Origin of the sequence: Polynucleobacter sp. AM-25C3 (assembly GCF_018882335.1) — a bacterium.
In the GTDB taxonomy this organism is placed as follows: domain Bacteria; phylum Pseudomonadota; class Gammaproteobacteria; order Burkholderiales; family Burkholderiaceae; genus Polynucleobacter.
The window spans coordinates 79,349-103,131 of record NZ_JACVOS010000007.1; the positions used below are offsets into that span (position 1 = coordinate 79,349).

A 23,783-nucleotide genomic window follows, 5' to 3' on the forward strand; every position below is an offset into this window, starting at 1 on the left:
TTGGAGATCGCCCAATGGCTGACGGATAATAGAGGCCATGCTTCGAAACATCATCCGGACTCGCCTGCAGAGCGTGCTTCAAAAACGTCCTCCAGGCCCTGGTGGTATTTGGCGTAAGCGTGCCCTCATTCTTGCTGGCGTCACTGTGGCTTTTTTTGTAATAGGCCATCTTGGGGTGCGGTTTGTTTTATGGCCTCAGATCGAAAAATCAAAGCCCGCCTTAGAACGCTTAATGAGCGCTCGCTTAGGCACTAATGTCACGATGGATGATGTCCAAGTATCCTGGACTGGAATTCGTCCGAGCTTTATGATTGAGGGCTTGCGATTTAATGGCGCAACTGCATCTACACCACCCTTATTCATTCAAAATATCAGCGGGCAACTCAGCTGGCTTTCTTTCTATCACTTATCACCATATTTTCACGAGATCACTTTTAATCAGGTTCAGTTATATGCGCAACGTGATGCAAAAGGCGCAGTCTCCATTGCGGGAGTTCCGATTAAAAGCCGGTCTAATGACTTTGCAACCGAGAGCTGGCTGCTCGCTCAAAATGACATTCAAATTAACAACGCCAAAATCTTCTGGGAAGATCAACAGGGTCGCAAGCTAAAGACTTCTATAGAAATAAAAGATTTTCACTTTACGAATGGCATTCGTAGGCATCAAGGCGGACTAAATGCAATAACGCCATGGAGCCCAAATCCCATTTCAGTGCAGGCAAATTTCGTACATCACCTTGGCGGGCAAGCGGGTGATTGGCGTGATTGGGTCGGCACTTTTTCTTGGGATCTTGCTGATTTCAACCTCAGCCAAATCTCCAAAGATATTTCACTTCCACTGCATGACTTGGGTGGAAAGCTCAGCTCTAAAGGTAGTCTGAAACTTGATGGCGGTAAGGCTGATGGCGGGCAAATGTCTTTAACAGCTGATCGCCTCAAGGTGCAACTTAATAAGGATGAAGATCCCATTGAGTTTGGCAGACTTGAAACTGATCTATTGCAGGATACGGATAGCGGCCTCAACTCCATCACTACGAAAACCTTGGCATGGCGAAACATCGACAGCCCTAGTACCGCCCCGCTTGAAAAATTAAGTCCCATTACTTTCCGCTGGCGCCCACCAAAAGATGGCGCCGAGATTAAAGAGTTTGGTTTCTCATCGCCAAAAATACAGGTGGAAGATATTGCTCTGTTTGCACTTAACCTCCCTCTGCCGAAAAAAATTCATCAGTGGATCAAGATTTCCGAGGCTGATGGAGAATTGCAGAATTTAGATATCAATTGGTCCGAAAGCCAATCCGCTTTATCGGCCTTACCAATTCCGGGAAATTGGTTTTCCGCCAATAGCCTCGATTTCACTATCAGCGCAAAACTGAATGGCATTAGCTTCATTAGGATAAATAAATCGATGCCCTCAGCCTCGAATTTATCTGGGAACTTGGTAAGCAATCAGAGGCAAGGGAGCCTCACAATCGATTCCAACAATCTTGAGTTGGAGATGAGTGATTTCTTATCCTCCCCTGAAATTCAATTAGACCGTGCAAAAGGTGAAATTAGTTGGTCCAAGCAAAAAGGTGGATGGCTAATCAACGCCAAGAAACTACAACTAAGTAACTCTGAAATTACCACTAATCTAGATCTGAGCTATTTACTTAGCGGACCTAAGCAACCCGATCAAATGGTGCTAGATATGGAATTCGTCAAAGCCAAATTGGCGACAGCGCATCGCTATCTGCCGGTTGGAATGGATAAGGATAGTCGCCTGTATTTGAGCAAGGCCTTTGAGTCTGGAGATATTCAAAATGGGTCTTTGCACATTAAGGGCGATCCAAATCAAGTCCCCTACCCAGCTGGAACCGTTGGGGAGCTAAGCCTGCATCTGCCTTTTGCTAAGGCAAGCTTTAAACCAGCCCCTTTATTACCAAAAAACCAGGGGATATGGCAGACATTCAGCAATGTCAGCGGCAATATTGATATGAAGCAATCAACCTTAAATGTTGCCATCGATAAAGCAAATTTTAAAAAGGTACTGCTAACCAATATCAATTCACAAATTCCCAATCTCAGCGCAAAGCAACTGACCTTGCTCATCAATGGCGCAGTTGAGGGGGATGGATCAGAGATTCTGGAATACCTCTTTGCGTCACCCGTGGGTATTCAGCAAGCAAATCTAGCCAAGAATCTCACCCTAAAGGGTCCAGTAAATCTAGACATTGGCTTAAAAATCCCACTGTCCGGAAGTGACGATGTCAACTTTGATGCAAAAATTACTCTTCCAGGCAATCAGGCTCAATGGGGGAATGCTCCTCCATTAGAAAATCTGAAGGGCAAAGTCCGCATTACTGAAACTAATCCCGAGTTCGAAGATGTGACTGCAAATTTTTTGGGTGGCGCTTTCAAGATTTCGAGCGCACCATCTTCATCCGGAAACTCCAGCTTTAGTATCGGTGGCGATATTAATGCCAGCTTCATCAAAGATTACATTTCGGGAAATTTACAATCTCGAACTCATCCCGCACTACTTTCTGCGATGAGTGGGTCAGCCAAATACGAAGGCATGATCAACTTTAATAAAGCAGGAAGTCAAGCTAACTTGAAGTTTGATCTACGCAATTGGGCTAGCTCCGCTCCTGCGCCCGCAAAGAAATTAATGGGAACGCCAATGCTCGGAGAGTTGAGTTTAAAAACTTACACCACCAGCAAATCAAATCCAGTGCGCGCAGATTGGTCCGGAAAATTGGGGGATCAATACTTCATTCAAGGCAACCTCAATTTCGCCAATGAGATAAAAAATGCATTAGGCATTGGAGCTGTAGCCCCCTTACCTCAACAAGGTCTTGGAATGCACTTAGCCAGCAACGAACTCAACCTCGATCAATGGATAGAGTTTTTGGGTGCAGGAAAGCCAATGGGTAAAGCGAGTGAAGCGAATAAGTCAGATATTCCAAATGAAGATATACAAATCTCCGCCCAAGTTAAAAAATTGATTGCCCTGGATCGCGAATGGGCCGATGTCAGTATTCTTTCTCACGAAAAAAATAAGGCATGGCAAATACGTTTGAATTCACCCCAAATTGTTGGCAATGTGCAATGGCACCCTAGTAATAGCGATCATCCTAGTGGATTTATTTCCGGAAGACTTGCGCGCCTGAAACTGCCAGATCAACGCACACCTACAGACTTGCCTTCTAAAGAGAATGCTCCACTAAAATCGGTGAGCCTTAAGACCCCTGTCAGTCCAAATACTATCCCCAGCCTGGATTTAATGATCGATGATTTGAGTTGGACCAAAGCAAAGCTAGGCACCGTAAAGATTAAATCTAAAACTAGTCAGGACCTCATGCAGGTCGAGTCTATTCAAATCAATAATCCACAAGGCAACTCGATAATCAAAGGCCAATGGAATGCTCGCACTCCAAGCACCCCAGATCAGAGCTCTATCGTTGTGGATATGAATATCAAAGACGCAGGCCAAATTATTGCCCATTGGAGCAACTCTAAATCTGTAGAGGGTGGAGAAGGAAAACTCAATGCCTCGCTTTCCTGGGCTGGCCCACTCTTTGCCCCAGCTTATGACTCACTTGCTGGTGAGGTCAGCCTTGATCTCGTCAAAGGCCGCCTACTGGAAGTCAATACAGATGGAGCCAAGTTACTCGATGTTCTTAGTCTGCAAAGTCTCTTTAGATTTGCAACCTTTGACTTAAAGGGTAGTTTAGGAAACTTAGCGACTAAAGGTACGCCTTTTAATTCTATTAATAGTAATTTTGAGATTGCACAAGGAATAGCCCAAACTAAGCAATTCACAATGATTTTGGATCAAGCTCGTGTAGCCATGACAGGACAAATAAATATCCCCAAAGAAACTCAGGATCTTCGTATCACCATATTCCCTACGATTGATGCCACGGCAGGTTCACTAGCTGCGTTTGTTATCAACCCCATCATTGGCTTGGGGGCAGTGTTAGGTCAATACCTCATTACAAATCAAATTAATCGCACTATGCAAACGGATTATTTAGTGCAAGGTTCTTGGGAGAGTCCTGAAGTCATTCCACTCGATCAAAAAGGTCAACCGCTCGATGCTAAAACGCTAGAGACCATTCGAACAAAGAATCTTTTAAAAGAGCAAAGTAAGCCGAGTTCGCCGAACACTGCTCCTACTAACCCGCCAGTAAATCAGAATAACTCCACCCAAATCCCAGCTTAGGCCGCCATGAACCCCCTTGCAAATGCTTCGGAACTCAAAATTGCATCGATACAAATGGTATCAACACCTCAGCTCAATGAGAATCTTGAGGTGGCTGCGCGCTTGACTAAATCCGCCTCGGATTGTGGATCTCAGCTTGTAGTGCTGCCAGAATATTTTTGCTTAATGGGAATGAAAGACGCCGATAAAGTAAATGTGCGGGAGGCTGCTGGGTCTGGCCCAATTCAAGAGCGGCTCGCTGCAATTGCGCAAGAAAATAATATTTATCTAGTCGCTGGCTCCATTCCCCTGGAAGCCAAAGAATCCAACAAAGTTCTCAATAGCTCTCTCGTATTTAATCCACAGGGAAAGCAAATTGCTCGATACGACAAAATTCATTTGTTTGGCTTTCAAACTGAGACGGAGCGCTACGAAGAATCCGAAACCATTGCACCAGGCAGCCAGCCAGGCCAATTCGAAATTCAAGTTAATTCGATGGATTGGCGCTTTGGTTTAAGCATTTGCTATGACTTGCGTTTTCCAGAACTGTATCGGGCGCTTGGCCAAGTCGATTGCCATATTATTCCCGCTGCATTTACCTATACTACCGGCAAAGATCATTGGGAAATTCTTCTGCGCGCCCGTGCCATAGAAAATCAATGCTACGTACTATCCTCAGCACAAGGTGGCATTCACCTTAATCAACGGCGTACATGGGGTGAGAGCATGCTGATTGATCCTTGGGGGGAAATATTAAGCAATCTTGCCGAAGGTGAGGGATTTATTACTGGCACGCTAAGCAAAGATAAATTAAAAGAGGTACGCTCTAAGTTACCCGCACTAAAACACCGCAAGCTTTAATGAAGAAAGTTCAGCAGAACAAGATGAAAGCACCAGAAGCATTATTTCCAAGTGATTGGACTAAGCCCAAAAAACAGGCTGACCTTCTCAAGCTAGCAAAATCTATTCTCCTTGAGCCAACAGGCCTCTCCGAGCAGGATTTGCATCGCACCTTTGGCAATATGTTTACACATCAACTTGATGATGCTGACCTCTACTTTCAGCACACTCGAAGTGAGAGTTGGAGTCTTGAGGAAGGTATTGTTAAGTCTGGAAGCTTTAGCATCGACCAAGGCGTTGGTGTGCGTGCAATTTATGGCGATAAAACTGCTTTTGCTTACTCCGATGAAATCAATTTAGAGGCTTTAAATAAGGCTGCAAAATCCACTCGAGTAATTGGCCCTCAAGGCGGTAAACGCGCCATAGCAAGCAAAATCTTTACTCCCGTTTCTAATGGCCTGTACTCAGACTTAAATCCTTTAGATTCACTTGCCCCACAAGAAAAAATTGCCTTACTTGAAGGTATTGAGCGTCGCGCCAAAGCACGTGATCCACGCATCATTCAGGTGATGGCCAGCCTAGCCGGTGAGTTTGATGTTGTTCTGGTGGTTCGAGCTGATGGCTTATTGGCTGCTGATGTGCGCCCACTAGTGCGAGTCTCAGTTCATGTAATTGCCGAGCAAAATGGTCGCCGTGAGTCCGGATCTTCAGGTGGTGGCGCCCGCCATGATTACCACTATTTCAATACTGAATTGATTAATCAATATGTTGATGAAGCTGTCGATGGGGCACTAATTAATTTGGACTCTCGCCCGGCTCCAGCAGGTCCGATGACTGTAGTGATGGGTCCAGGTTGGCCTGGCGTATTACTTCATGAAGCAGTTGGTCATGGTCTCGAAGGAGACTTTAATCGCAAGGGCTCTTCCGCATTTGCTGGTTGCATTGGACAACGTGTAGCTGCTAAAGGCGTCACCGTGGTGGATGATGGAACGCTATCTGGTCGTCGCGGCTCACTCAACATCGATGACGAAGGCACCCCCACCCAGTGCACCACTCTCATTGAGGATGGTATTTTGAAGGGCTACATCCAAGATAGCCTCAATGCCCGCCTCATGAATATGCCCCTAACAGGGAATGGTCGGCGAGAGAGTTTTGCCTCCCTGCCAATGCCTCGCATGACCAATACCTATATGTTGGCCGGTAAAGATGATCCCCAAGAGATCGTGGCTAGCATCAAACGCGGCCTTTATGCGGTCAACTTTGGCGGTGGCCAAGTCGACATTACCAGCGGCAAGTTTGTGTTCTCAGCCTCTGAAGCCTATTGGGTAGAGAACGGCAAAATTCAATATCCCGTCAAAGGCGCCACCATTATTGGTAGTGGCCCTGAATCCCTAAAACAGGTCTCTATGATCGGAAATGACCTCAAATTAGACGGTGGCATCGGGGTTTGCGGCAAAGAAGGTCAAAGCGTCCCCGTGGGCGTTGGACAGCCCACTTTACGTATTGATAGCCTGACTGTCGGGGGAACCGCTTAATACGGCTTAAAATAGTTGAATGAGCCAACAAAACACGAATCCCGCTAACTGGTATGCCGCCGTCGACAAAACGTCGGATACAGATGATCAACGCATTCATAACATTACTGTTCTGCCACCGCCAGAGCATTTAATTCGCTTCTTTCCGATTTCGGGAACTCCTACTGAAGCCTTAATCAGTAAAACACGCAGCAAAATTCGGAACATTATTCATGGCAAAGATGATCGCCTCTTGGTCATCATCGGACCCTGTTCCATTCATGATCCCCGTGCAGCCTTAGAGTACTGCCAACGATTGTTAGCAGAGCGTGATCGCTTTGCCGGTGAACTTGAAATTGTGATGCGCGTCTATTTCGAAAAGCCACGCACGACTGTTGGTTGGAAGGGTTTAATTAACGACCCCTACTTGGATGAGAGCTACCGCATTGAAGAAGGTCTGCGCATTGCACGTCAAGTGCTGATGGAAATTAATCGTCTTGGCATGCCTGCTGGCAGCGAGTTCCTAGATGTGATTTCTCCGCAATACATTGCTGACTTGATTTCTTGGGGCGCTATCGGAGCACGTACCACCGAGAGCCAGGTTCACCGTGAACTCGCTTCAGGCCTCTCTGCACCCATCGGATTCAAGAACGGCACAGACGGCAATATCAAGATCGCAACGGATGCTATTCAAGCAGCTAGCCGCCCACACCATTTCTTGTCAGTACACAAAAATGGTCAAGTCTCCATTGTGGAAACTAAGGGTAATAAAGATTGCCACGTCATTTTGCGTGGTGGTAAAGAGCCAAACTATGAAGCACAGTACGTTCAAGCAGCTTGCGCTGAGCTAGAAGCAGCAAAGCTTCCAGGCAGTTTGATGGTTGACTTATCGCATGCGAACTCCAGCAAAAAGCATGAGCGTCAAATTGTGGTTGCAGAAAATATTGCTGAGCAAATTGAATCTGGCTCACGCCAAATTTTTGGCGTGATGATTGAAAGCCATCTCAATGATGGCGCACAAAAATTCTCGCCAGGAAAAGATGATCCGAATAAGCTGGAGTATGGCAAAAGCATTACAGATGCCTGCATTAACTGGGAGGATTCAGTTAATGTATTGCAACGCCTCGCATTGGCAGTGAAGAATCGCAGAAAAGCAAAGAAATAAAGAAATCAGCAGATAAAGCGAGACTGCTTTGTTGACCTCAAAAGAGACTAATTTACTTAGTCTCTTTTTTTTCATGCTTCCATAGAATGTCTTGACCACCAGCCGCGCGATTGAGTACGCGCGCTAATACAAACAAGAGATCAGACAGGCGATTGACGTACTGACGTGGAGCGTCATATAAAGGCTCTTCCCAACCCAAGCGCACAATCGATCGTTCGGCGCGTCTACAAACTGTGCGGCATACGTGAGCTTGGGCAGCGGCACGAGTACCGCCGGGGAGAATAAATTCCGTTAATGGGGGCAAGGTTGCATTGTATTTTTCTAGCCAAATATCCAGTTGGGCTACGTGCTCTGGCTTAAGCAAGGTGTAATTCGGGATGCAAAGTTCGCCACCCAAATCAAACAAGTCATGCTGCACTTGCAAAAATAACTCTTTGAACTCTCCAGCAATGCTTTCGGGGATTGATTCAGTCATTAAAACCCCGATTTCTGAGTTCAACTCATCCACGTCACCCATGGCGCAGATGCGTAAATGATCCTTCTCGACTCGGCTGCCATCACCCAGTCCGGTCATACCGGCATCACCGGTTCTAGTGGCTATTTTTGAAAGTCGATTTCCCATGCAACTAATTATAGGTAAATGGCTAAAATGATTCTTATGAATATGGTGACCCCACCCCCAGATATCGCGGCAATCGCTGCCCTTCAATCCAAATTGGTATCGGCCTTGCGCCCTATCCTCCCCGAATACGCCTTGCTGTGGGAGCCTGAGGACACAATTCCCTACGAATGTGATGGTCTGGCTGCCTATCGACGCATGCCATTGGCGGTTGCCCTGCCAGAAACTGAAGATCAGGTCGCCCAAATACTGAAGATTTGCTTTGAGATGCAGGTCCCAATCGTCCCACGTGGATCGGGAACAGGCTTATCAGGTGGTGCCATGCCAATTTCCCAAGGATTAGTGCTTTCGCTAGCCAAGCTCAAGAAAATCGTCAGTATTGACCCTTTTACACGCACTGCAGTAGTTCAGCCAGGCGTACGAAATTTAGCTATCTCTGAAGCGGTTGCTCATCTGGGTCTGTATTACGCCCCAGACCCCTCTTCACAAATTGCCTGTTCTATTGGTGGCAATGTAAATGAGAACTCCGGTGGCGTGCACTGCCTTAAATATGGCCTTACTCTTCACAATGTATTGAAAGTCCGCGGCATTTTGATGAATGGCGAGATTGTGGAGTTCGGCAGTCTTGCGCCCGATGCCCCTGGTCTAGATTTACTCGCTATCGTAATGGGTAGTGAAGGCATGCTTGCCGTAGTGACTGAAGTCACTGTCAAGCTCATTGCTAAACCAAAGTTAGCACGCGTCATTATGGCTAGCTTTGACGATATTGAAAAAGGTGCCAATGCGGTTGCCGCCATTATTGCTGCTGGCATTATTCCTGCTGGCCTCGAGATGATGGATAAAGCAACTACCCGCGCAGTTGAAGAGTTTGTGCATGCGGGCTATGACCTTGAGGCCGAGACCATCCTACTTTGTGAGTCCGACGGCACACCAGAAGAAGTTGCTGAAGAAATCGAGCGCATGACTAAAGTACTCGAACTAGCAGGTGCTAGCGGTATTCAGATTTCTCAGAATGAAGCTGAGCGACTCAAGTTTTGGAGCGGTCGCAAGAACGCCTTCCCAGCAGCTGGACGCTTAGCGCCTGATTACTACTGCATGGATGGCACTATCCCTCGCAGAAATATTGGCACCTTACTGAGACGCATTCAGGGCATGGAAAAGAAATATGGCCTGGCCTGCTTGAACGTATTTCATGCGGGCGACGGTAATATGCATCCCCTCATTTTGTTTAACGGCGCCGATCAAGAAGAGTGGCATCGTGCTGAAGAATTCGGCACTGAAATTCTAGAAGCCTGCGTTGAGCTTGATGGCACGATCACGGGTGAGCACGGTGTTGGTATTGAAAAGATTAATTCCATGTGCGTTCAGTTTGGCGAGGGTGAACGAGAAATGTTCTGGGGCGTTAAAGCCGCATTTGATCCCGAGAAACTCCTCAACCCTGATAAAGCGATCCCCACCTTAAATCGCTGCGCCGAGTATGGTCGCATGCGCATTAGTGGGGGCAATTTACCGCACCCAGAGTTGGAGCGCTTCTAATGTCCAAATCCAACACGAACATGAATATTGATTTATTTCGAGAGCAAATTCTCGCGGCAGCCAAAAACAAGGCGCCTTTATCGATTGAAGGTGGTGGCACGAAGTCTTGGTATGGCAATGCTAATTCCCACACCAAGTTAGATACCCGCTCCTACCCTGGCATCCTAGAGTATCAACCTGAAGAACTTGTGATTACAGCTTGTGCAGGCACGCCACTGAAAGAGATTGAAGCGGCTCTGGCAGAAAAAAACCAGGTGCTACCTTTTGAACCACCGCACTTTGGCGAGAATGCGACTTTTGGTGGTGCAATTGCCGCAGGCTTAGCTGGTCCAGGCCGTATTAGCGTTGGCAACTTACGCGACTTTGTTCTAGGTGCGCGCATCATGGATGGCCAAGGCCAAGACTTGTCTTTTGGTGGCAAGGTCATGAAGAACGTTGCTGGGTATGACGTTTCCCGCTTGCTACCAGGATCCATGGGAACCTTGTCGCTGTTGCTTGAGGCTTCTGTAAAGGTATTGCCCAAACCAGCAGCGACTGCAACGTTACGCTGTCAGATCTCTCAAGAAAAAGCCTTACGGGTTTTAAATGAATGGGCTGGTCAACCACTACCGCTATCAGCAAGTTGCTGGATTGGTGGGCCAAGACAAGATGGTGAGCTGACCATTCGTTTAGCCGGTGCGCTTGCAGCAGTTAAAGCTGCTATTCCTCTGATGAATGCCGCTATTGATGCCGCTGAAGTGGATTCGACAATTGCACAAGCATTTTGGAATGATTTACGTGAACAGCGCTTGGCCGTTTTCACAAGCCTACACAGTAATGACACACTCTATCGTTTAGCTCTACCAGCTATCTGCGGACCACTGGCTCTTGAAAATATAAGCGGTGACATTGCATTGGAATGGCATGGTCAGCAACGTTGGATAAAGGCGCTTGGGGATGATGCTACTTTCGCATCCATCAAAGCATTAGCCAATTCTCATGGTGGGCATGCAACACGTTTTAGACAAGGTGCTGATGTTAATCCAGCCAATCAACGTTTTACCCTTCTGAGTGAACAAGCACACTCAGCCGCTTTAGAGGCAGTACAAGCACGCCTAAGAGCCGCCTTTGATCCAGCAGGCGTATTTGCTACTTCACGCCTTCCTTAAGTATTTCTTTTAGTCTTCCTATGCAAACTCAACTCGCCCCCCAATTTATCAATACCCCTGAAGGTATTGAGGCCGCCAGAATTCTTGGTAAATGCGTGCACTGCGGTTTTTGCACTGCAACCTGCCCAACCTATCAAATCCTCGGTGATGAACTCGATGGCCCCCGCGGTCGCATCTATCTCATTAAACAAATGGCTGAAGGCCAAACACCTACTGAAAAAACACGTTTGCATTTAGATCGTTGCCTTACTTGTCGCAATTGCGAAAGCACCTGCCCAAGCGGTGTGCAATACGGCAACCTGGTGGACATTGGTCGTAAATGGGCAGAAGAAAATACTCCCGAGCGCCCCATCTCTCAACGCCTTACCCGTTGGGCGCTCAAAGAAGGCTTAACCAGTCCCAAGCTATTTAATTCCGCAATGGCAATTGGACGCCTGGTTCGCCCATTGATGCCAAGCGGTATCAAGCGCAAGATCCCTGAGGCAAAGAATAAAGCCCTCAATTCAAATACAAATCCTTATGCAAGGCCTCAAGCGAATCACTCACGCAAGATGCTATTGCTGGAAGGGTGCGTACAGCCTGGCATGCTCCCCAATATCAATTCAGCTACAGCGCGTGTTTTAGATGCCCTCAAAATTCAATTGATTAGCGCACCCAATGCGACTTGCTGTGGTGCATTGCGCTACCACCTAAACGATCAAGCTGGCGGACTAGATAATGCGAAGCAGAATATTGATGCCTGGTGGCCGCTGGTTGAACAAGGTGCAGAAGGAATAGTGATGACAGCCTCTGGCTGTGGCGTCATGGTCAAAGACTATGGACATCTTTTTGCAAATGATCCGCAATATGCCACTAAGGCAAAAAAGATCTCTGATCTCACAAAAGACATTTCTGAAATCTTGCCAGCACTCCAAGAAGAACTTATTACTCTAGTGGGGGCGGATCCAAAATCGGGTGTGGTCTATCACCCACCCTGCACCTTGCAACATGGTCAACAAATTAGAGGCAAGGTGGAAGGCCTTTTAGCTGGGATTGGTATTGGTGTGCGCCTCTGTGCTGATAGCCACCTGTGCTGTGGCTCAGCGGGAACCTACTCCGTTACCCAACCAGAGCTATCAGAGCAATTACGCAAGAACAAGCTCACCCATCTAAATGCTGCTTGCGAAGAATCAGGTGCCCAAGTAATTGTTTCTGGGAACATTGGCTGTATTACACACCTTCAGCAAGAAGACACACCGGTACTCCATTGGATTGAGATCGTTGATCAACTGATTGCTCAAAAAAGCCTGACAAAACAATGAGCCAAGTTACCGCCAACCTCATGTTGGTAAAGCAGCGGCTTGAGTTAGCAGCCTTAGCTGCGAAGCGTGAGCCTGAGGATATTCAACTGCTCGCAGTCAGCAAGACCTTTCCAGCAAGGATCATTGAAGAGGCAATGCACGCCGGACAAACTGCTTTTGGTGAGAACTATGTCCAAGAGGGTGTTGAAAAAATCCAGCACCTTGCCAAATTACGCCCTTGGCTCGAGTGGCATTTTATCGGGCCACTCCAAAGCAATAAGACTCGGGAAGTAGCGGAGCATTTTGATTGGGTACACAGTATTGATCGGCTCAAAATTGCAGAACGCCTCTCCAGTCAGCGCGGTGAATTTCCAGAATTAGCAGAGTTACAAGTTTGCGTCCAAATCAATGTCAGCGAAGAAGAGTCAAAAAGCGGCATAGCGCTTGAGGAAGTGGAGGCACTTTGTAGCGCAATCGCTAAATTACCCAATATTGTGCTGCGGGGCTTAATGGCCATTCCCGCGCCCAGCCACGATGTCGCCCAGCAACGACAGGCCTTTGCAGCCGTTCGGGAGTGCTTTGCTGGGATTAAGGCAAAACACGCAAATGATGTCGGGTATGATTTTTTTGACACCCTTTCCATGGGAATGTCCGATGACATGGAGGCCGCAATTGCTGAGGGCAGCACCATGGTACGTATAGGCAGCGCTATTTTTGGGAAGCGCGATAAGATGAAAGCATGAGCACACAACAAATCAACCAAAATGCCCATATCACCTTTATTGGTGGTGGCAATATGGGTCGCGCTTTAATTAGCGGATTACTAGCCAATGGCTTTGAAGCCAATCAACTTTCTGTAGTTGAGGCAAACGCCAGCACCGGCTTGCAATTACATCAAGATTTTGGTGTGCAAATTATTGGTGCGTTGGAGCAAATCGCATTTAACTTCACGAAGAATAATGTCGTGGTGATGGCCATCAAACCCCAAGACTTTAATGTCGTTGCTAAATCCCTGAATGCCAAACTTAAACACGCAACAGCGCCTGGTCCATTGATCCTCAGTATTGCCGCTGGCATCCGCCTTAAAGATATGAGTCGTTGGCTTGATCATGAGCGCTGTGTTCGTGCCATGCCCAATACCCCCGCCCTTATTGGCAAAGGTATTACTGGGCTATTTGCAGATGCAGCAGTTAATGCATCTGACCGCGCCCTAGCGGAAACGATTTGCACTGCAGTAGGTCAGACGGTTTGGGTAAACGAAGAAAAACTCATGGATGCGGTTACAGCAGTGTCTGGTAGCGGACCCGCCTATGTCTTTGCTTTCCTGGAAGCTATGCAGTCCAGTGGCGAGAAGCTCGGTCTTGATGCGGCTACTGCTCGCAAATTAGCTTATGCAACTCTAGAGGGTGCTACTCAACTAGCTCATAACTCAGAAGAGCACGCAGGCGTATTGAGAGAGAGAGTAACTTCAAAGGGTGGCACGACTGCTGCCGCACTAGATACACTTAAACAGCTTGATTGGCACGGCGCACTGGAAAAAGCAATTGATGCTGCCAGTCAACGTGGCAAAGCCATGGGCGATGAACTAGGTAAGAACTAAAGGCGAACTAAAAGCGAGCTAGGCCCAATAGGATTCCTAGGAATAAGAATCCGCCTAGCCAGTTGTTATGTCGGAAAGCTTTAAAACAATCCTCGCGCTTTCGAGTGGATACCAATTTCAGGTGATACAAAGCGCAAACTAAAGCCAAGCACCAGCCCACCCAAAAGTAATTGCTGAGGTTTGCCAGTTGGGAAACCCAAATTTGACTCATGAACAAAATTGTGTAACTCACCGCAATAGCAATCACATCAAAGCGGCCAAAGGTAATGGCAGAAGTGCGCAAACCTAAACGTAAATCATCGTCGCGATCGACCATGGCATAAGCCGTATCGTAAGCAATCGCCCAAAAGATATTCCCAACAAATAAAATCCAAGCTTCTAGGGGGATAAAACCGAGAACCGCCGCATAGGCCATCGGAATGCCAAAGCCAAAAGCAATTCCCAATACCGCTTGTGGAATAGCAAAGAAGCGCTTGGTGAAGGGGTAAATAATCGCAACCGCCAAGGCAAAGAAAGAAAGCTCTTTGGTTAAAGCATTCAGAGGCTGAATGAGCAGGAAGGCGATCAGCGCGAGCGTGGCAGCCACTGCTAAAGCTTCTTTCCCAGAAATTTTGCCACTCGTAATGGGCCGGTCTTTAGTCCTCAATACATGACGATCAAAATCTTGATCTGCATAGTCATTAACGGCGCACCCCGCACTGCGCATTAAAAATGTTCCCAGGGTGAAAATAATCAGAAGATACCACTCAGGAAAGCCCCCACTTGCCAACCACAGTGCCCATAAGGTTGGCCATATTAATAAGAGAGTCCCAATCGGCTTATCGAGACGAATCAAATAGGCGTAAGCAATAAAGCGGTCGCGCATTAGATGGGTATTCTTTCCTTATTGACAATCGTGGTCATGGCGTAATTATCAAGCCTTTAGAAACTCAGTGCGAGATCCTAGCCAGCGCTCTAGGTGTCTTTCAACTAGATCACCATGTTCGGCTAGCAAACGCTCTGCTGCTAGTTGAGCTAACTCAATCAACCAGGCATCTCGCTGAAGATCCACAAAACGCAACATGGCATCACCAGATTGCTTTGCCCCCAACAGCTCACCTGGGCCACGGAGTGATAAATCACGCTCCGCAATCACAAAACCATCCGAAGTCTCTCGTAAGGTTTGTAACCTCTCCTTGGCAGCTAAAGATAAGGGCTCTGCATACATCAAGATACAGACCGAATCAGCTGAACCGCGCCCAACGCGCCCTCTCAACTGATGAATCTGTGCATAACCAAAACGCTCTGCATGTTCAATCACCATCAGTGCTGCATTAGGGACGTCCACACCCACCTCAATCACCGTCGTCGCAACTAGCAGCTGAATCTCATTGGCTTTAAACGCCGCCATGACGGCAGCTTTTTCTTCGCCCTTTAGGCGCCCATGCACCAAACCAACTTTGAAATCAGGTAAAGCTTGGGTGAGTTGTTCAAAACTTTCAACAGCTGTTTGCAATTGCAATACTTCAGACTCTTCAATTAAAGGGCAAACCCAATAGGCCTGCAGTCCCTTGGTCAACCAATCATGCAAGCCGCCAATCACCTCATCCCTGCGGGCAGCCTTCACTACTTTGGTGGCAATCGGTTTACGACCTGGTGGCAGCTCATCAATAACAGAGACATCCAAGTCAGCGTAGTAGGTCATCGCCAATGTTCGAGGAATAGGGGTAGCCGTCATCATCAGTTGATGGCAATAAAACAATTCAGAGCCAACGCGTTGCTGAATCTCTAAACGCTGTCTCACGCCAAAACGATGTTGCTCATCAATGACCGCCAAACCCAGCTTTGCAAAACTCACCTTATCCTGAATGAGCGCATGCGTACCGATGATGAGTTGTGCATCACCACTCTCAATCATCTCTTGTGCCAGTCTCTTTTCTTTGGCCTTCAAGCTTCCAGAGAGCCAAACAATCTTGACACCTAGTGGCTCGAACCACTCTTTCATCTTGAGATAGTGCTGCTCAGCCAGTATTTCTGTAGGCGCCATGATGGCCGCTTGATACCCATGATCCATGGCGCGTGCTGCGGCTAAGGCAGCAATGACTGTCTTCCCGCTACCAACATCACCCTGCAGTAAGCGATTCATCGGAAAGGTATTAGATAGGTCGAGCCCAATCTCAGACCAGACTCGCGCTTGAGCACCAGTCAGCTTGAAGGGCAAAACCTTAAATAAGCCATCCTCAACACTAGTATTTGTTGTGCTTACTTTGCTTATTTGTTGATCCCTCTTGAAGCTTGGGGCGCGTCTCTCTCTGCGAATCGCATGCGCTCGCTTTAAAGAAATTTGCTGTGCAAGCAATTCTTCAAACTGCACCCGGCGCCAAGCAGGATGAGTCCGCTCAAGTAGTGATTGAGTATTGGCATCCGCAGGGGGCTGGTGCAAATACGCAATTGCATCTTGTAGTGGAGGCCAATCATTACTTGGAAAAATTTCTGCCATTAGTTTAGATGGAAGAAATTCTGCCAAACTTTCTTTAAGGCTAGCGTCCCGCAAAGCTTGCAAGACTGCTTTACGAATAATGGTTTGAGAGGTTCCGGCGCTAGCTGGATATACCGGGGTCAAACTCGCTGGCAATGGCGCATCTGAAGTGACAGCCCGGACTGTAGGGTGAACCATCTCAGCACCCTGATAACCTTCTCGCACCTCGCCTCGCACCCGCACATGACTACCGACTGCCATTTGCTTTTGCTGACTAGGATAGAAATTCAGGAAACGAAGTTGCAGCGAGCCAGTGTCGTCCTCAATCGTGACTAGCAGTTGTCTTCTGGGGCGGAACATGACCTGATTGCGAATAACAACACCTTGAGTCTGGATAGAATGGAACCTTCCTAGGCCCAAGGCCTCATCGATGGTGAAGAGCTCAGTCTCATCCTCATAACGGGATGGCAGATGCAAAGCAAGGGCCATAGGGCTGTTTAAACCCATCTTTTCGAGTGCAGTTGGCGGTCGCTTAGTCGTCATCGTTAAAATCCAATACCTGATGGTAATGCTATGCAACTTTCCGACTTCAATTACGACCTCCCGCCCCAACTAATTGCCCAGCATCCCCTGGCCAATAGAACGGATAGCCGCCTCTTAGAGGTCAGGGCCGAGGGGAGTAATGACGCCCAACTCATTGATCGGCAATTTCGAGACATCCTTAACCTTGTCAGACCTGGGGATTTACTGGTCTTCAATGACACCAAAGTCATTCCCGCTCGCCTCCATGGCAAAAAAGAGACTGGGGGCAATGTAGAGCTCCTGATCGAACGCATCAGTGGTGATAAACAAGCCTGGGTTCAAATTAGAGCCTCCAAAGTTCCCAAAACTGGATCCATAGTTCATATTCACAATAAATCTGGCGAAACTTTCCCAGTTGAAATGATTGGGCATGACGACCGATTCTATGAAGTGCGCTTTCCAGCAAATGTCTTTGCTTTGCTTGAACGGTTTGGTGAATTACCGCTCCCACCCTATATCGAGCATCAGCCAGATGAAGAGGATGCTAATCGCTACCAAACTGTCGTTGCCAAGGTTCCTGGGGCAGTGGCTGCCCCGACCGCAGGCTTGCACTTTGATGCAGCCATTCTCAATCAACTTCGTGAGTTCGGCGTTAAACAGGCCAGCGTCACTCTCCACGTAGGGGCTGGAACATTCACCCCGGTTCGAGAAGAAGACCTCAGCAAACACAAAATGCACTATGAGTGGTTCTCGGTTCCCGCGGAAACGCTTACAGCAATCGAAGCTACCCATAAGGCAGGGGGTAGAGTCGTTGCGGTTGGTACGACCAGCCTGCGAGCCCTAGAGAGCCAGGCTCAAACCCAACAGGCCAGCGGTGAAACGAACTTATTCATTACGCCCGGATATATATTTAAAACCGTGGATTGCTTGCTAACGAACTTTCATCTGCCAAAATCGACTTTATTAATGTTGGTCAGCGCCTTTGCTGGCGTGGACAATATCCGCAATGCCTATCAACATGCCATTCAAAATGAATATCGCTTTTTTAGCTACGGCGATGCGATGTTCTTAAGCCGTCTCAACAATACAAACTCATGACAAAACCTGTTCACTTCAATATCCTGGCACGCGACTCCGCAAGCCCTGCCCGCCTAGGTCGGCTTGATCTTCCTCATGGCAGCGTGCAAACGCCGATCTTTATGCCGGTTGGAACCTATGGCACCGTGAAGGCGATGACCCCACGGGATTTGAACGAAGCCAAAGCGCAAATTATTCTCGGAAACACTTTTCATCTGTGGCTAAGACCAGGTTTAGATGTCATCAAAAAACATGGTGGCTTACATCGCTTTATGGGTTGGGATAAACCCATCCTGACTGACTCGGGCGGCTTTCAGGTATTTAGCTTAGGTGCTCTGAGAAAAATCTCCGAAGAAGGTGTGACCTTTGCATCACCCATTAATGGTGATAAGTTATTTATGTCTCCAGAAGTCTCAATGGAAATTCAAGCGGTGCTCAATAGCGATATCGCCATGCAGTTTGATGAGTGCACCCCTTACGAAGTCAAAGGACAGGCAACCTCAGAAAAAACTGCTCGCGCTTCACTAGAAATGTCGCTGCGTTGGGGTGATCGTTCCTTAAAGCGTTTTCGGGAGCTCGAGACAGGAAACGGTCTCTTTGGCATCGTTCAGGGCGGGATGTTTGAAAACCTTCGTGAATTTTCTCTAGACGCCGTGAGTCAGCAAGGTTTTGATGGCATTGCTATTGGCGGTCTATCTGTTGGTGAGCCAAAACCGGAGTTTGAGCGCATTCTCAATTTCACTGCCCCTAAGCTGCCAGAACATATGCCCCACTATTTGATGGGGGTTGGCACACCAGAGGACCTGATACTCGGCGTCAGCCTAGGTATCGATATGTTTGACTGCGTCATGCCCACCCGAAATGCCCGCAATGGTTGGCTCTTTACCCGCTTTGGCGATCTCAAACTCCGCAATGCAGGCTACAAGGACGATGATCGCCCTGTCGACCCTACCTGCGCATGCTATACCTGCCAAAACTTCACCAGATCCTACTTAAATCACCTCCAAAAGGCGAATGAGATCCTCGGATCACAGCTCAATACCATCCACAACCTCTCCTACTACCTCCAGCTAATGGAAGAGGTCCGAGAATCGCTAGCTAAAGACCGTTTTAGCGCCTATCGCGAGGAATTTCATCGAAATCGCCAACGGGGCGTAGAGCCTGGGCAGGATTAATAGCCCTAGGGCAGTAAATCAGCCCTCAAAGCCCCATACAGTTTAGAATTGCGGGTTTACGGCTTCGCTTTAAAAGCCTAAAACTGAAGCAGTTTCCAATTGGTAATTAACGGAGGTTTTGTATGTGGATTAGTAACGCTTTTGCCCAGGCTCCGGCTGCGGGTGCAGATTCTGGTGGCTTGATGAGCTTCCTTCCCTTGGTTTTGATGTTTGCAGTGCTGTACTTCATCATGATTCGCCCACAAATGAAGCGTCAAAAAGAAACTAAAGCAATGTTGAGTTCTTTGGCGGTTGGCGACGAAGTAGTGACTGTTGGCGGCATCATCGGCAAAGTAACTGCATTGAAAGATCAAGTTGTTACAGTTGAAATTGCTGCTGGCACTGAAGTGCAAATGCAAAAAGGCGCCATCACAACAGTATTGCCAAAAGGCTCACTGAAGTCTGCTTAATACGTTTGTTTAAAAGTATCTCAATATGAATCGCTACCCTCTCTGGAAATACATAGTCATCCTCTTTGCTTTATTGATCGGGGGACTATATTCATTACCCAATTTCTACGGAGAGGCTCCAGCGGTTCAAGTCTCGTCCGCCAAACCAACCATCAAGGTTGATTTGGCGACACAGTCTCGAGTCGAAAAGATTCTGACTGATGACAACATTAGCAACACCGGTATCTTCTTTGAATCTGCAGGCAATGTAGGTTCCATCAAAATTCGTTTTAACAATACCGATATTCAACTGCGCGCTCGCGATCTATTGCAGCAGAAGTTGAACGTCGATCAAAACGAACCCAATTTCACAGTCGCATTAAACCTGCTCTCCAATACACCGGGCTGGTTAAATGCACTCAATGCATTACCAATGCCACTCGGTCTTGACTTGCGTGGCGGCGTGTACTTCTTATTGCAAGTAGATATGAAGGGTGCTGTTCAGAAGAAGGTGACTTCTTTAGCAACGGATATTCGCAGTCAATTACGCGACAAATCCATTCGTCAACAAGGCATTGAACGTGGCCAAGACACCATCACCCTGACTTTCGGTAGCACCGAAGATGCTGAAAAAGCACGCGCTGTGCTGATGACCAGTCAACCTGAGCTGACTTGGCAAATTAAACCCACCGGCCTGTCTCCAAAACTCGTTGGAGAATTTAAGCCTACTGCCTTGAAAGAAATTCAAGATAACGCAGTAAAACAAAACATCGTCACGCTCAATAAGCGCGTGAATGAATTGGCCGTTAAAGAACCAGTGATTCAACAACAAGGTGCAGAGCGCATTGTTGTGCAACTACCAGGCGTACAAGACACTGCTCGCGCCAAAGACATTATTGGTCGTACGGCAACTTTGGAATCCAGATTGGCCGATCCAATTGTGTCAACGATTGCGATTGGTGAGGCACCACCCCCAGGAATGGATGTTTTCCGCTTTGGCGAAAATCGTCAAGGCGTATTTAAGAAATCTGTGATTTTTAGTGGTGATCGCATTACCGATGCGAGCGCCGGCTTCGATCAAAACCAACGCCCTGCGGTCAACATCTCTTTAGATGCTGCTGGTGGTCGCGTGATGCAAGAAGTAACTCGTGAAAACATTGGCAAACCAATGGGCATGATCTTGTTTGAAAAAGGTAAGGGCGAGGTTCTCACGATTGCCACAATTCAAGGCGAGTTCGGCTCTAAGTTCCAGATCACTGGTCAGCCAACTACCGAGAGCGCAAACGACTTAGCCCTCTTGCTGCGTGCGGGTTCTTTAGCGGCACCAATGGAGATCATTGAAGAGCGCACGATCGGACCAAGCCTTGGCGCAGAAAATATTGAAAAGGGCTTTAAGTCCCTCATCATTGGTTTCGCTGCAATCTCTGTCTTCATGATTGCCTACTACCTCTTATTTGGCACATTCTCTGTAGTTGCTTTGGCAGTGAACTTGCTACTTTTGATTTCTGTATTGTCGATGTTGCAAGCCACCTTAACTCTGCCAGGTATCGCTGCGATGGCCTTGGCACTGGGTATGGCAATTGACTCCAACGTCTTGATTAACGAACGTATTCGTGAGGAGTTGCGCAACGGCGCCGCCCCACAAACTGCAATCGCCGTTGGCTTTGATAAAGCCTGGGCAACAATTTTGGATTCCAACGTCACCACCTTAATTGCTGGTCTTGCATTGCTCGCATTTGGCTCCGGTCCGATTAAAGGCTTCGCGGTAGTGCATTGCCTTGGTATTTTGACTTCCATGTTTTCAGCTGTCTTTTTCTCACGTGGCCTGGTTAACCTCTGGTACGGCAGAGGTAAAAAAGTTCAAAAACTCGCTATCGGCCAAGTTTGGCGTCCACAGGAGAAATAAGTCATGGAATTTTTCCGGATCAAAAAAGATATTCCCTTTATGCGCCATGCATTGGCGCTCAATGCAATCTCTTTAATTACCTTTTTAGCTGCCGTTTTCTTCCTCTGGCATAACGGCCTTCATCTATCGATTGAATTCACCGGCGGTACGGTGATGGAAGTGACTTACCCACAGACCGCTCCCTTGGATTCGATTAGAGCAAATGTAGAAAAGTTAGGCTACGCCGATACCCAAATCCAGAACTTTGGCAGCTCACGCGACGTGATGATTCGCCTGCCGCTGCAAAAAGATGCTGAAGGAAAAATGATTTCCTCTGCAGATCAAAGTGCGGCGGTGATGACAGCACTTGAACCAGCTACCTCTGGCGTCAAGTTGCAACGTGTTGAGTTTGTTGGCCCTCAGGTAGGTCGCGAACTCGCAATGGATGGATTGATGGCACTGCTATTTGTCATCATCGGTATCGTGGTTTACCTTTCCTTCCGCTTTGAGTGGAAATTTGCTGTCGCCGGCATCATCGCGAACTTGCATGACATCGTGATCATTCTGGGCTTCTTTGCCTTCTTTCAGTGGGAGTTCTCCCTCTCCGTATTAGCAGCAGTACTTGCTGTTCTGGGCTACTCAGTCAATGAGTCTGTTGTGATCTTTGACCGTATTCGCGAGAACTTCCGCAAATACCGCAAGATGAACACTCGCGAGATTATTGATAATGCAATCACCAGTACGATTAGCCGCACTGTAATTACTCACGGCAGTACTGAGATGATGGTGTTGGCCATGTTGATCTTTGGTGGCCCAACCCTCTTCTATTTTGCGTTAGCACTCACCATCGGTATTTTGTTTGGTATCTACTCTTCAGTATTCGTAGCAGCAGCCTTAGCTATGTGGCTTGGCGTAACACGCGAAGATCTAGTTAAGGGCGAACGTAAGCCGGATGATGTTACCCGCAACGATGACCCCAACTTCGGGGCGCAGGTCTAAGCTTTAACTGGGTTTTAGTTTAGCGTGAAATTCTGATGCTCAAGGGCGGCTAATATTCTCTTAGTCGCACCTTGATGCTCAAGCGAGTAAGTCTTTGCGGCACTCGACATCTTCGCTAACTCAGCGGTATTCAATAGCAATTCTTTCAAAGCTTCCATGAGGGCAATCGGCTGACTCAAGATGAACTCACCCTGGATGCGCTTTGCTGCGCCAATCTTGATCGCATCTAAAGCAGCTTGCTGGAAATTGTAAGTATGCTCACCCAATAAAACAGGACATCCAGCAGCGCAAGCTTCAATCAGATTCTGACCACCAAAGGGAAGAAGGCTTCCGCCCATGACTACCAAATCGGCCGTGCTGTAATACATGGGCATCTCACCCATCGAGTCACCGAGAATGACATCCAAATCAGTAACGCCTTGAGGAACTCCGCCCCACTCACTGCGACGCCGGAACTTCAAGCCGGCATCATGGATTTGATTGGCTACTTCAGAGAAACGCTCCGGATGACGCGGTACGATGCAAAGTAAAGGCGCAATCTCGAATGCATTACCAAGCAGTAGATCTTTCCAAGCCTTCAAAATGATGGCCTCTTCACCATCACGGGTACTGGCAGCACAAACCATCAGCCGTTGATTGCCATGCAACTCTTGTTGCCAAGCTTTGCCTTGCTGAACTAAATTGGGATCCAGTGGCACATCAAACTTGAGATTGCCAATGATCTCCACTTGTTTGACGCCCAGACTGCGATAACGCTGGGCATCGAATTCTGTTTGAGCCAAGATGCCGGCAAAGGCCTGAAATAGAGATCTTCCTGCCTTGCCAAATCGGTTTACGCGACGAGCGCTACGCTCAGATAAACGGGCATTGACCAAAAATAATGGCAGGCCGATTTCTGCACAATAAAACACCACGGTTGGCCAAGCTTCTGTCTCCATGAACAAACCAAACTTGGGTTTGAATGTGCGAATGAAATTAGCAACAGACCAACAGAGGTCATAGGGCAGATAGACTTGGCGTAGCTGACCTGCCGCAATTGCTTGTGCAAATAAGGCACTGCCAGTGCGACGACCATTGAGCGTCATATGCGTCAAGAGAATGGTTTCGCCACGAGCGAGATAAGCCTCGATCAAGGGTTGAGCTGCTCTAGTCTCGCCAACGGATACCGCATGAATCCACACCGATCCCTGCGTTATCGACTTTCCATACGCAAAACCTAAGCGCTCAGAAAAGTGCTTTAGATAATCTACAGAATGCCGTGTGCGCCAAGCAAGGCGAATGAATGCGAAAGGCAAGAGCAGATGCCAAAGCAATTGATAAACAGCAAACCAGATCTTGGGGCGGGCACCGT

18 protein-coding genes are annotated in these 23,783 nt (G+C 47.7%); 14 read left to right on the forward strand and 4 right to left on the reverse strand.

Translation table 11 applies throughout. The annotated features are described in order from the left end of the window. Positions 1-37 precede the first annotated feature (37 nt). Genes ICN12_RS06425 through ICN12_RS06440 form a run of 4 tightly spaced genes read left to right on the forward strand, consistent with a single transcriptional unit; the run spans position 38 to position 7,705 of the window. On the forward strand, positions 38-4,207 hold the full coding sequence (locus tag ICN12_RS06425; RefSeq protein WP_216271677.1) for a YhdP family phospholipid transporter: 4,170 nt from the start codon (positions 38-40) through the stop codon (positions 4,205-4,207). A 6-nt stretch (positions 4,208-4,213) separates the two neighbouring features. Further along, on the forward strand, positions 4,214-5,047 hold the full coding sequence (locus tag ICN12_RS06430) for a carbon-nitrogen hydrolase family protein (protein ID WP_216271680.1): 834 nt from the start codon (positions 4,214-4,216) through the stop codon (positions 5,045-5,047). A 23-nt stretch (positions 5,048-5,070) separates the two neighbouring features. Beyond that, positions 5,071-6,561, forward strand: coding sequence for a metalloprotease TldD (gene tldD, locus ICN12_RS06435; protein WP_216862160.1), 1,491 nt, complete (start codon positions 5,071-5,073; stop codon positions 6,559-6,561). 19 nt (positions 6,562-6,580) lie between these two features. Beyond that, positions 6,581-7,705, forward strand: coding sequence for a 3-deoxy-7-phosphoheptulonate synthase (locus tag ICN12_RS06440; protein ID WP_216271682.1), 1,125 nt, complete (start codon positions 6,581-6,583; stop codon positions 7,703-7,705). Between the two features lie 52 nt (positions 7,706-7,757). Here the strand turns inward: ICN12_RS06440 and ICN12_RS06445 are convergent, their stop codons facing one another. Then, on the reverse strand, positions 7,758-8,327 hold the full coding sequence (locus ICN12_RS06445) for a cob(I)yrinic acid a,c-diamide adenosyltransferase (protein WP_216271684.1): 570 nt from the start codon (positions 8,325-8,327) through the stop codon (positions 7,758-7,760). A gap of 42 nt (positions 8,328-8,369) precedes the next feature. Here ICN12_RS06445 and ICN12_RS06450 point away from each other — a divergent pair, with 42 nt between their 5' ends. The 5 genes from ICN12_RS06450 to proC are packed head-to-tail and all read left to right on the forward strand — an operon-like array spanning position 8,370 to position 13,888. Then, positions 8,370-9,860 (forward strand): FAD-linked oxidase C-terminal domain-containing protein, encoded by a 1,491-nt coding sequence (locus ICN12_RS06450; protein WP_216271754.1) that lies wholly within the window; start codon positions 8,370-8,372, stop codon positions 9,858-9,860. Continuing rightward, the gene (glcE, locus tag ICN12_RS06455; RefSeq protein WP_216271686.1) at positions 9,860-11,008 is read left to right on the forward strand and encodes a glycolate oxidase subunit GlcE; all 1,149 of its coding nucleotides are present in this window, start codon (positions 9,860-9,862) and stop codon (positions 11,006-11,008) included. The genes ICN12_RS06450 and glcE overlap by 1 nt, the downstream gene beginning before the upstream one ends. Positions 11,009-11,028: 20 nt before the next feature. Further along, positions 11,029-12,309, forward strand: a complete 1,281-nt coding sequence (gene glcF / locus ICN12_RS06460) for a glycolate oxidase subunit GlcF (RefSeq protein WP_216271688.1) — start codon at positions 11,029-11,031, stop codon at positions 12,307-12,309. Next, positions 12,306-13,031, forward strand: a complete 726-nt coding sequence (locus ICN12_RS06465; RefSeq protein ID WP_216271690.1) for a YggS family pyridoxal phosphate-dependent enzyme — start codon at positions 12,306-12,308, stop codon at positions 13,029-13,031. The genes glcF and ICN12_RS06465 overlap by 4 nt, the downstream gene beginning before the upstream one ends. Continuing rightward, complete coding sequence (gene proC, locus ICN12_RS06470) at positions 13,028-13,888, forward strand: pyrroline-5-carboxylate reductase (RefSeq protein ID WP_216271691.1); 861 nt, start codon at positions 13,028-13,030, stop codon at positions 13,886-13,888. Before ICN12_RS06465 ends, proC begins: the two co-directional genes overlap by 4 nt. Positions 13,889-13,895: 7 nt before the next feature. Here proC and ubiA read toward each other — a convergent pair whose 3' ends face one another. Next, on the reverse strand, positions 13,896-14,753 hold the full coding sequence (gene ubiA, locus ICN12_RS06475) for a 4-hydroxybenzoate octaprenyltransferase (RefSeq protein ID WP_216271693.1): 858 nt from the start codon (positions 14,751-14,753) through the stop codon (positions 13,896-13,898). Between the two features lie 48 nt (positions 14,754-14,801). After that, complete coding sequence (gene recG, locus ICN12_RS06480; RefSeq protein ID WP_216271695.1) at positions 14,802-16,889, reverse strand: ATP-dependent DNA helicase RecG; 2,088 nt, start codon at positions 16,887-16,889, stop codon at positions 14,802-14,804. A gap of 30 nt (positions 16,890-16,919) precedes the next feature. Here recG and queA point away from each other — a divergent pair, with 30 nt between their 5' ends. The 5 genes from queA to secF all read left to right on the forward strand — a co-directional run bounded on the left by queA (position 16,920) and on the right by secF (position 22,432). Then, entirely contained in the window at positions 16,920-17,966 is a 1,047-nt protein-coding gene (queA, locus tag ICN12_RS06485; protein WP_216271697.1) for a tRNA preQ1(34) S-adenosylmethionine ribosyltransferase-isomerase QueA, read from the forward strand. Continuing rightward, positions 17,963-19,120 carry a tRNA guanosine(34) transglycosylase Tgt gene (gene tgt, locus ICN12_RS06490; protein WP_216271699.1) on the forward strand — a complete coding sequence of 386 codons (1,158 nt, stop codon included), beginning with the start codon at positions 17,963-17,965 and terminating at the stop codon, positions 19,118-19,120. Before queA ends, tgt begins: the two co-directional genes overlap by 4 nt. Before the next feature lie 122 nt (positions 19,121-19,242). After that, the gene (gene yajC, locus ICN12_RS06495; RefSeq protein WP_216271701.1) at positions 19,243-19,569 is read left to right on the forward strand and encodes a preprotein translocase subunit YajC; all 327 of its coding nucleotides are present in this window, start codon (positions 19,243-19,245) and stop codon (positions 19,567-19,569) included. A gap of 25 nt (positions 19,570-19,594) precedes the next feature. After that, entirely contained in the window at positions 19,595-21,454 is a 1,860-nt protein-coding gene (gene secD, locus ICN12_RS06500) for a protein translocase subunit SecD (protein WP_216271703.1), read from the forward strand. Between the two features lie 3 nt (positions 21,455-21,457). After that, the gene (gene secF, locus ICN12_RS06505; RefSeq protein ID WP_216271704.1) at positions 21,458-22,432 is read left to right on the forward strand and encodes a protein translocase subunit SecF; all 975 of its coding nucleotides are present in this window, start codon (positions 21,458-21,460) and stop codon (positions 22,430-22,432) included. Positions 22,433-22,446: 14 nt separating this feature from the next. On the opposite strand, the gene ICN12_RS06510 is transcribed toward secF, so the two are convergent. After that, positions 22,447-23,766 carry a 3-deoxy-D-manno-octulosonic acid transferase gene (locus tag ICN12_RS06510; protein ID WP_216271755.1) on the reverse strand — a complete coding sequence of 440 codons (1,320 nt, stop codon included), beginning with the start codon at positions 23,764-23,766 and terminating at the stop codon, positions 22,447-22,449. Positions 23,767-23,783: the final 17 nt, after the last annotated feature.